This window comes from Polaribacter sp. BAL334, from assembly GCF_015767435.1.
GTDB lineage: Bacteria > Bacteroidota > Bacteroidia > Flavobacteriales > Flavobacteriaceae > Polaribacter.
Genome location: NZ_JADWOV010000269.1, coordinates 59,467 through 68,691, shown reverse-complemented (window position 1 = coordinate 68,691; position 9,225 = coordinate 59,467). Strand labels below are relative to the sequence as shown.

The window sequence follows — 9,225 nt, the reverse complement described above, 5'->3', positions numbered from 1 at the left end:
AACTTTAACGGATGTTACAGGAAAAACAATCCATAAATCTAAGGCTCAATTAACAATAGGTAAAAATGAATTAGCCTTTGACTTTAAAGTGAAATCGGGTATTTATCTATTAAAAGTATCAAGCAGCGAAGCAACGTATGGAACTACTAAAATTATTTTTAGATAAATAAACTATTGAATATCTAATAAAAAAAGACTGTCAGAATTGACAGTCTTTTTTTTGAATCATTTTTTAAAAAAAATGATTACTTTTCATAAAAACGTTTTTAATTTTACATTCTCATAAACAAACAAATGTCTAAAGACTTAAGTAATTATAGAAAATCTTACGAAAAACTAGAACTTCTCGAAGAAAACTGCCCTGAAAATCCGATGGAATTGTTCCAAACTTGGTTTATCAATGCTGATAATTCTGATACTGTTGAGGAAACGAATGCCATGACAATTGCTACAATTGGTGATGATGGATTTCCGAAAAGCAGAATTGTATTACTTAAAAAGTATACTTGGGAAGGATTTATTTTTTACACAAATTATGATTCTGAAAAGGGAAAAGCCATTCAAAATAACCCAAATGTTTGCTTATCATTTTTTTGGCCTGCATTAGAACAGCAAATCATTATCAAAGGAATTGCTGAAAAAATTGCTGAAAATTTATCTGATGGATATTTCGATTCAAGACCTGATGGAAGCAAATTAGGTGCTTGGGCATCAAACCAAAGTTCGGTGGTTTCTTCTAGAACAACATTGGATGAAAGTTTAAAAATGTTTGAGAAAAAATTCGAAAATTCAGAAATTCCAAGACCTCAACATTGGGGAGGGTTTATCATCAAACCCGTTTCAATAGAATTTTGGCAAGGAAGACCCAATAGAATGCATGATAGAATACGATACACATTATTAGAAGATTTTTCTTGGAAAATAGAAAGATTAGCACCATAAATTTTATATTTACAGCATCAACAATCAAACTTGAATGAAAACTTTATTTATTGTTAGACACGCAAAATCTTCATGGGACTATAAAGGTATAGACGATATTGACCGTCCTTTGAAAAAAAGTGGTATTAAAGACGCACATTTAATGTCAAAATTCTTAGCTAATGAAATAGAAAGACCAGGGATTTTTATATCAAGTAGTGCCAATAGAGCATTACATACAGCGCTTATTTTCTGTGAAAATTTCCAATATCCCATTTCTGGATTGGTAAAAAGCCGTCAATTGTATAGTTTTAGTGATGGATATTTAGTAAAAACCGTCAAAGCTTTGGATGATGGATATAGTTCAGCAATCATTTTTAGTCATGACCATGGCATCAACACTTTTGTAAATAAATTTGGAGATATTCCTATTGTACACGTGCCCACTTGTGGTGTTATCGGAATTCAATTTCAAGATAAACACTGGAAAGATGTTAAAAAAGGAAAAACTTTTATGACTGAATTTCCAAAAAATCATAGATAACCATTGATAGATATAAAGAAATACGGAGCCATAGATATTGGATCAAATGCCATTAGATTATTGGTTTCCAACGTTATTATTCAGGAAGGAAAAGAAACCCAATTTAAAAAATCAGCCTTAATTCGAGTTCCAATTCGTTTAGGTGCTGATGCTTTTGTGAGCGGAATAATCAGTGAAGAAAACATCACACGAATGATTGATGCTATGGAAGCCTTCAAATTACTAATGAAAGTTCACAAAGTAGAACGCTTTAAAGCCTGTGCTACATCCGCCATGAGAGAAGCTTTTAATGGTGAAGAAGTTATTAAAAAGATTTTTGAAAAAACGGGCGTAAAAATTTCAATTATTGGTGGAAAAGAAGAAGCTGCCATCATTGCTTCTACGGATTTAAAAGAATTGATCAAAGGTACAAACTCCTATTTGTATGTTGATGTTGGCGGTGGTAGTACAGAATTCACTATTTTTTCGGAAGGAAAAATGGTTACTTCAAAATCTTTCAATATGGGAACTGTAAGATTGTTGAACAATTCAAAAGTCGAAAACAAAGAAATTTTTGAAAATGTTGAACGTTGGATCAAGAAAAATACCAAAGATTTAAAACGAATTTCATTGATTGGTTCAGGAGGAAACATCAATAAATTATTTAAAATGTCTGGTAGAATGGAAGGAAAACCCATTTCATTTGTGTATTTAAATGCACAATACCAATTTTTAAAACAAATGTCTTATCAAGACAGAATTTCTGAACTTAGTTTAAATCCAGATAGAGCTGACGTAATTATTCCAGCTACTAAAATTTATCTTTCTGCAATGAAATGGAGTGGAGCTTCTAAAATTTACGTTCCTAAAATTGGTCTTTCTGATGGAATCATCAAAAGTTTATTTTACGAAACCTTATAATTTCTTGAATTTCATTCAGTTTTATAAATGTTTTTAGTACATTTGACGCTATATTTATCCACTAATAAATGTATTTATTAACGACTTTTGTAATATGAAAAAAATATTATTTACAACCGCTTTTTTATGTATTGGAGCAGTTGCATTTGGTCAAGATTTACCAGAAAATCCTGAACCTGGAAAATGCTATGTAAGATGTAAAACACCAGATATTTGGAAAAATGAATCTGTACAAGTTCCTGTTTCACCAGAATATAAAAAAATTGTAACCTATCCTGCTGAATATAAAACAATTACTGAACAAGTATTGATAAAAGAAGCTGGAGAAGAAATCATTATTGTTCCTGCAGTTTGGGGAACACAAGAAGTTACTTATTTTGAAAAAGAAGATGGTACTAAAATAGAGGTGAAAAACGCTATTTTTAACCAAGGTTTTGAAACTGTAGAAGTAAAAGGCGCTACTGCAACATGGCAAATGAGTGAAAAATTACCTGATTGTCAATCAGATAACCCTGATGATTGTAGATATTGGTGTTACAAGCCTGTCCCAGCAGAATTTAAAACCATGCCAGTTGAAAAATTAGTCAGTGATGCAAGTATTGTAAAAATACCAATTCCTGGTGTTAGAAAAACATACAAAAGAAAAGTAATGGTTCAAAAACCAACTACAACAACTGTTCAAACAGCACCTGAATATTTAACAATTACGAAAACTGTATTGGTTAGAGATGCTAGAACTGAAGAAGTTACAGTCCCAGCAATTTTCCAATCTGTAAGCAAACAAGTGTTAGTGAAAAAAGGCGGATTGACAACTTGGAAACCAGTAGATTGTGAATTGATTGACAATACTCCATTACCAATTAATTGGGATTTTTCTAGTGCTGAATTAAATGAAGGTGCTATGACAATTATTGACGCTAGGTTGTTACCAATCTTAAAATCTGGTGTAGCTGTTTTTATTGAGTCACACACTGACATGAGAGGTACAAAGAAAGAAAATCAAGATTTATCTGACAGAAGAGCAAAAGCAGTTCTAGATTACCTAATTTCTAAAGGAATTAATGCAAGTCAATTATTTGCAAAAGGTTTTGGAGAATCAAAATTATTAAATAAATGTTCTGACAATGTAGTTTGTTCTGAAGCTGAACATGCTGTAAATAGAAGAACAACTTTTAGAGTTGTAAATCAAAACTAATTTTGACACATAGTCATAAAAAAAGAGGCAATTGCCTCTTTTTTTATGACTTATATTTTCTAATTTGCTCTTCAAAAAAAGGAAAATAATACTCTGAGAGAATGTATCCCTTCTTTTCTGCTAAAACTTTTCCTTTATGATCAACTATCAAAATTGTTGGGAATGATTTGATATTGTATCTACTTTTCAAGTAATAATTATCACTTATTTTTTCAACTGGTAACAAATCCATTTGTCTTGGTATGTCAACTTCCAATAGCACTAAACTCTTTTCTGATAAGTCTTTGAAACGTTTAGTGCCAAATAATTCTGCATCAATCACTTTGCAAGGTTCACACCAATCTGACCCTTTAAAATAGATTAAAATAGGCTTTTTTTCTTTCTTTGATATCTTTAAAGCTACATCATAAGAGTCTACCCAATGTAAAGAATGTTGTTTAATTGTGTCTTGAGCATAAAAACTTTTAGTAAAAACAAATAGTAATAAAAAGGGTAAAAAGGGATTTTTCATTTTAGTAATATTTACATCAAAAGTATCAAAAATAATACCAATAAAAAGAATTGATAGGAATCAAATTTGAATTCAACTATTGATAGAAAATTGATCTATGTGAGAAATCAATAAATTATCAAAATCTTGTTTTTGATTTCCTAAAAAAGTGGTTTCTATTTCTAAATAATAACAGGATTTAATATCAGAACTTAATCTCACATAATCTTTCTCTGTGGTTAAAATCAATTTTTGGTGATTTTGAATTGCATCAAATTGTAAGTTGATTTGTTCAATATCTTTGGTTGAAAATTGATGATGATCAGGATACTCTAAATGTTGAAAAGTTATTTTTTGATCATTTAAAAAACGAGTTAATGAACTTGGATTTGCAATTCCTGTGACAAGTAAAACTTCTAAATTTGACAAATCATCTACTAAAATTTCTGAAAATCCTTTCACTATTTTTGAATAAGAAATGGCAGTTAAGAAAATTGGTTTTTGATATTTTCCCAATTTATTTTCAATGCTTTTTTGATGATTTTCATTGAAATTTTCAGGGCATTTTGTCACAATTATGGCATTTGCTCTTTCAGCTCCTCTCCTACTTTCTCTTAAATTTCCTGTCGGAAGTAGAAAATCATCCACAAACAAATCATCAAATTTAGTTAACAACAGATAAAAACTTCCTGTTACTTTTCTATGTTGATAAGCATCATCTAAAAGCACAAGATCCGTGTTTGAATGCATTAAAATTTGCTCAATTCCTGAAACTCTCTTTTCATCAACCGCAACAAAAACCTCTGGAAATTTTTTAAAAAACTGCAAAGGTTCATCACCAACTTCATTGGCTGAATGTGAGTTTGTTACCTTTATAAAACCCTTCGTTTTTCGTTTGTATCCCCTACTTAAAACTGCAATTAGATACTTGTTTTTCAGCAAACGAATTAAATATTCTATTTGAGGAGTTTTTCCTGTTCCACCAACTGAAAGGTTTCCAACAACAATTACAGGAATTGGAAATCTTTTTTGTTTAAAAAAGTCTATTTCAAACAAAAAATTACGAAATGTTGTCACCAAATCATACATGATGGCAATAGGAAACAATAAAAATCGTAGCAGTTTCATATGTGTAAAATTTATTTTTTAGCGGTCACATATGCAATCGCAATTTCATCTTTGATATTTATTTCAAAAACTCTTTATAAAAGCGATTTCATGAATACGAAAATAACGCATTTTTATGGATTGATAATCAGAAAACTGTAACTTTGAATTTTATTTAAAATAATGAAAGTAAAAGAAGTTACATCCTATTTAGAAGAAATTGCACCTTTACAATATGCTGAAGATTTTGATAATGTAGGATTATTGGTAGGGAAAAATGATGCTGAAGTCACAGGAGTTTTAATAACTCTTGATACTCTTGAAATTACAATTGATGAGGCCATTGAAAAAAATTGTAATCTGATTATCAGTTTTCACCCAATAATTTTTAGTGGATTAAAAAAATTGAACGGCTCAAATTATGTGGAACGTGTTGTTATAAAAGCAATAGAAAATAAAATTGCTATTTACGCCATTCATACTGCTTTAGATAATAGTATTGAAGGAGTTTCTGCAAAAATGTGTGCAATTTTAGGACTAAAAAACACCAAGATTTTAATCCCTAAAAAAAATATTTTAAAAAAATTGACAACCTATGTTCCAATAAAAAATGCTGTTGATGTAAGAAATTCACTATTTTCAGCGGGAGCAGGAAATATTGGGAATTATGACGCTTGTTCGTTTTCCGTTTCTGGTGAAGGAACATTTCGTGGAAACGAAAATTCGAATCCAACTTTGGGAGAAAAAGGTGTTTTACACACTGAAAAGGAAATTCAAATTACGGTAACTTTTGAGTTGAAAAATGAAGGTCACATCCTAAAAGCATTGAAAGAAAATCATCCCTATGAAGAAGTAGCTTATGAAGTTATTACTATCGAAAATAGCTATCAGAATGTTGGAATGGGAATGATTGGAGAATTGACCTCAGCAAAAGATGAAAAGGATTTTTTAGAGTATCTAAAAAAAACTATGAACACAGAATGTATCAAACATTCTGCACTTCTCCATAAAAAAATAAATAAAGTAGCTTTATTAGGAGGTTCAGGAAGTTTTGCTATTGAGGCTGCCAAAAAAGCTGGCGCAGACGCATTTATCAGTGCAGATTTTAAATATCATGACTTTTTTAAAGCTGAAAATAGCATCTTATTAGCTGATATTGGACATTATGAAAGTGAACAGTTTACAAAAAACTTGATAGTTGACTTTCTTACGAAAAAAATTAGTAATTTTGCAATCATTTTATCAGAAAAAAGAACAAATCCAATATATTACCTATAAACATGAAAGAAGTTTCGGTTGAAGAAAAATTAAGAGCGTTGTATGACTTGCAACTTATTGACTCAAGAATTGATGAAATTAGAAGCGTTAGAGGAGAATTGCCTCTAGAAGTGGAAGATTTAGAAAACGAAGTTGCCGGTTTAATTACTAGAGTTTCTAATATGGAGCAAGAAATTGCGAATTTAGAAACTGACATCAACAACAAAAGATTGGTTATTGATGAGGCTAAAACGTTGACAAAGAAATACGAAGAGCAACAAAAAAAGGTTAGAAATAATAGAGAATTTGATTCTTTATCTAAAGAAATCGAATACCAAGCTTTAGAAACTGAGTTGGCTGAAAAAAGAATTAATGAATTCAAAGCAAAAATTGCTCAAAAAACGGAAACCATTAATGGCACTAAAGAAAAATTAGCAAAACAAGAATCTCATTTAGCTCACAAAAAAGCGGAATTAGATGCTATCCTGAAAGAAACAGAAAAAGATGAAAAATTATTATTAGAAAAATCTGAAGAGTTTTCGCAAGTAATTGATGCACATCTTTTAACAGCATACAAAAGAATCCGTAGTAAAGTAAAAAATGGATTGGCTGTTGTTGCTTTAGAACGTGGTGCTTCTGGTGGTTCTTATTTTACAATTCCACCTCAAGTTCAGTTAGACATTGCTAACAGAAAAAAAATCACTATTGATGAACATAGTGGAAGAATTTTGGTTGATCCTGCTTTAGCAGCTGAGGAAAAAGAGAAAATTGATAAAATTATGGCTTAATTTTCTATCGAAAATTCTAAATAAAAAAAAACTCGAAGTTGTTGAACTTCGAGTTTTTTATTTTTATTAGTAATCTAATTTTTTGATATAATCGAGCTTTTCTTTCCAAACAGCCAACTCTTCTTTAAATTCATTTACTTGATTTTTAACATTCAAAACCAATGGATTATTTTTATTTGAAATAGAGAAAAAACTTAAATTATTTTCCAATTGTTGAATTTCTCTTACAATTTCATCTATCTTTTTTCTAACAAATAATTGTTCACTATCCAATTTCTTATAATCATTATTTTCAAAATAAGAATCTACTAGATTTTTAAATTTCAAAAAGACAATCTCATTTTTATCCAAAGAAAGATTGTCTAATGTAGCGTCAATCAATTTGTTAAATTTACTGTCTAAATGTTTTGAGTTTTTAGGTAATCTTCCCAAATCTTGCCATTCATTCATCATATCAAAAACCTCTTCTTTCTTGAATTTTTTCTTGTTTTTTAAAGACTCTAGATATTCTTGTTTTCTATCAACAACTTGTTGTTGATCTTTGCTAACCGCATTTTTTTGTTGATGAAATCTATTAAAATAATAATTACATGCAGCTTTAAATCGTTTCCAAATATCATCAGAAAATTTTCTTGGAACATGACCTATTTTTTTCCAATCTGATTGGATTTTTTTCATGGCATTTGTTGCCATTTCCCAATCTTCACTGTCTTTCAATGACTCAGCCAATTCAATTAAAGCCATTTTTTTCTGCAGATTCTCTTGCTGCTCCGATTTTTCCTTTTTGTAAAATTTATTTTTAGCAGCATTGAAATTTTTAGTTGCATTTTTGAATTTCTGCCAAATTTCTTCACTTTTAGCATAAGGAAGTTTGCCAATATCAAAATATTTTTTTCGCAAAGCCTCTAACTCGTCAATACTTTTTTGCCAATCATTATGATTGCTGTTTTTCGAAACATCTAAAGCATTAATTTCAGCAATAACCAACATTTTTTTGTCAATCATTTCATCATACTTTGAGTGAATTTCTTTAAAAAACTCATGTCTTTTGTCATGTATTTTTTTGGTTGCATCACTGAATTTTTGCCAAACTTCTTCTCTGATATCCCTTGCTACAGGCCCAATATCTTCTTTCCAAATTTTATGCAATTCTTGCAATTGTTTTGCCGCAAAATTGATGTCTTTTTCGTTAGCTAATGCCTCTGCTTTTTCAATAATTTTCAGTTTTTCATCTAGATTATGTTTAAAATCCAAATCTCTAAAATCATTACTTAAATGCAATAAATCATAAAAACGCTCCACATGATGTTGATAGGTTTTCCAAGTATCATTGTAAGTTGATCTTGGCACACCTCCAATTGAATTCCATTTTTCCTGAATTGCCTTGAAATTTTTATACATTGTAGAAACTTCAGCATCATCAATCAAGGTTTTTAATTCTTCAATAACTTGAAGACGTTTCTCTAAATTCTCATTTAATTTCTTTTCAATACTTGCGTAATGAGCCTCTCTTTTAACTCTGTATTCAGACAATAGCTTATTAAATTCAGATTTTGAAGGATGTGAAAACTGAAAATCAATAGATTCTCCTCCTTCATCCAAAAATGCTTGTTTTTTTTCTGCCAATAATGCCCCAAATTTTTCATTAAAAGCATTTTTAATTTGGTCAATAGGAGATTTTATTTTCTGAACTGGTGTATTTTCAATCAAATTTTTTAATGAAACAACCAATTCTTCAATAGAAAATTCAGAATAATCTTCAAAAACTTGCTCGTTTTCGTTTTCTTGTTCATCATCTTCAGTTATTGATTGATTATCTAAATCTGATTCACTAACTTCATTAACTGATTGATTTTCAATTGATAAAGAATCATTTTCATTCAATTCACTTTCAATTTTACTGGAATTATCCTTATTATTTTCTAACATATCTACAATGTTTATTGATCTTTGTACAATACTATAATCATACTGTCAACAAAAATAAGGACAACTTACATACTTTACAAGATTTCTTGATAAG

General features: G+C 29.7%; 10 protein-coding genes. 7 read left to right on the top strand and 3 right to left on the bottom strand.

Translation table 11 applies throughout. The annotated features are described in order from the left end of the window. The 5 genes from IU405_RS15905 to IU405_RS06365 form a co-directional block, all read left to right on the top strand. The coding region (locus IU405_RS15905) for a T9SS type A sorting domain-containing protein (protein WP_197437778.1) at nt 1–166 on the top strand (166 nt) is incomplete at its 5' end. Nucleotides 167–294: 128 nt separating this feature from the next. After that, entirely contained in the window at nt 295–942 is a 648-nt protein-coding gene (pdxH, locus tag IU405_RS06380; protein ID WP_197437777.1) for a pyridoxamine 5'-phosphate oxidase, read from the top strand. Between the two features lie 34 nt (nt 943–976). After that, the gene (locus tag IU405_RS06375; protein ID WP_197437776.1) at nt 977–1,465 is read left to right on the top strand and encodes a SixA phosphatase family protein; all 489 of its coding nucleotides are present in this window, start codon (nt 977–979) and stop codon (nt 1,463–1,465) included. Between the two features lie 3 nt (nt 1,466–1,468). Beyond that, nucleotides 1,469–2,365, top strand: a complete 897-nt coding sequence (locus IU405_RS06370) for a Ppx/GppA phosphatase family protein (RefSeq protein ID WP_197437775.1) — start codon at nt 1,469–1,471, stop codon at nt 2,363–2,365. 94 nt (nt 2,366–2,459) lie between these two features. Beyond that, nucleotides 2,460–3,560, top strand: a complete 1,101-nt coding sequence (locus tag IU405_RS06365; protein WP_197437774.1) for an OmpA family protein — start codon at nt 2,460–2,462, stop codon at nt 3,558–3,560. A gap of 43 nt (nt 3,561–3,603) precedes the next feature. Here the strand turns inward: IU405_RS06365 and IU405_RS06360 are convergent, their stop codons facing one another. Both IU405_RS06360 and lpxK read right to left on the bottom strand, forming a co-directional pair. Then, the gene (locus IU405_RS06360) at nt 3,604–4,071 is read right to left on the bottom strand and encodes a thioredoxin family protein (RefSeq protein ID WP_197437773.1); all 468 of its coding nucleotides are present in this window, start codon (nt 4,069–4,071) and stop codon (nt 3,604–3,606) included. A 72-nt stretch (nt 4,072–4,143) separates the two neighbouring features. Beyond that, nucleotides 4,144–5,178 (bottom strand): tetraacyldisaccharide 4'-kinase, encoded by a 1,035-nt coding sequence (gene lpxK / locus IU405_RS06355; protein ID WP_197437772.1) that lies wholly within the window; start codon nt 5,176–5,178, stop codon nt 4,144–4,146. Between the two features lie 162 nt (nt 5,179–5,340). Here lpxK and IU405_RS06350 point away from each other — a divergent pair, with 162 nt between their 5' ends. Together IU405_RS06350 and IU405_RS06345 are read left to right on the top strand one after the other, a co-directional pair. Next, nucleotides 5,341–6,435: a Nif3-like dinuclear metal center hexameric protein gene (locus IU405_RS06350; RefSeq protein WP_197437771.1), complete on the top strand. Its 1,095-nt coding sequence runs from the start codon at nt 5,341–5,343 to the stop codon at nt 6,433–6,435. A gap of 2 nt (nt 6,436–6,437) precedes the next feature. After that, the gene (locus tag IU405_RS06345) at nt 6,438–7,202 is read left to right on the top strand and encodes a zinc ribbon domain-containing protein (protein WP_197437770.1); all 765 of its coding nucleotides are present in this window, start codon (nt 6,438–6,440) and stop codon (nt 7,200–7,202) included. A gap of 66 nt (nt 7,203–7,268) precedes the next feature. On the opposite strand, the gene IU405_RS06340 is transcribed toward IU405_RS06345, so the two are convergent. After that, complete coding sequence (locus tag IU405_RS06340) at nt 7,269–9,131, bottom strand: DUF349 domain-containing protein (RefSeq protein ID WP_197437769.1); 1,863 nt, start codon at nt 9,129–9,131, stop codon at nt 7,269–7,271. Between the last annotated feature and the right edge of the window lie 94 nt (nt 9,132–9,225).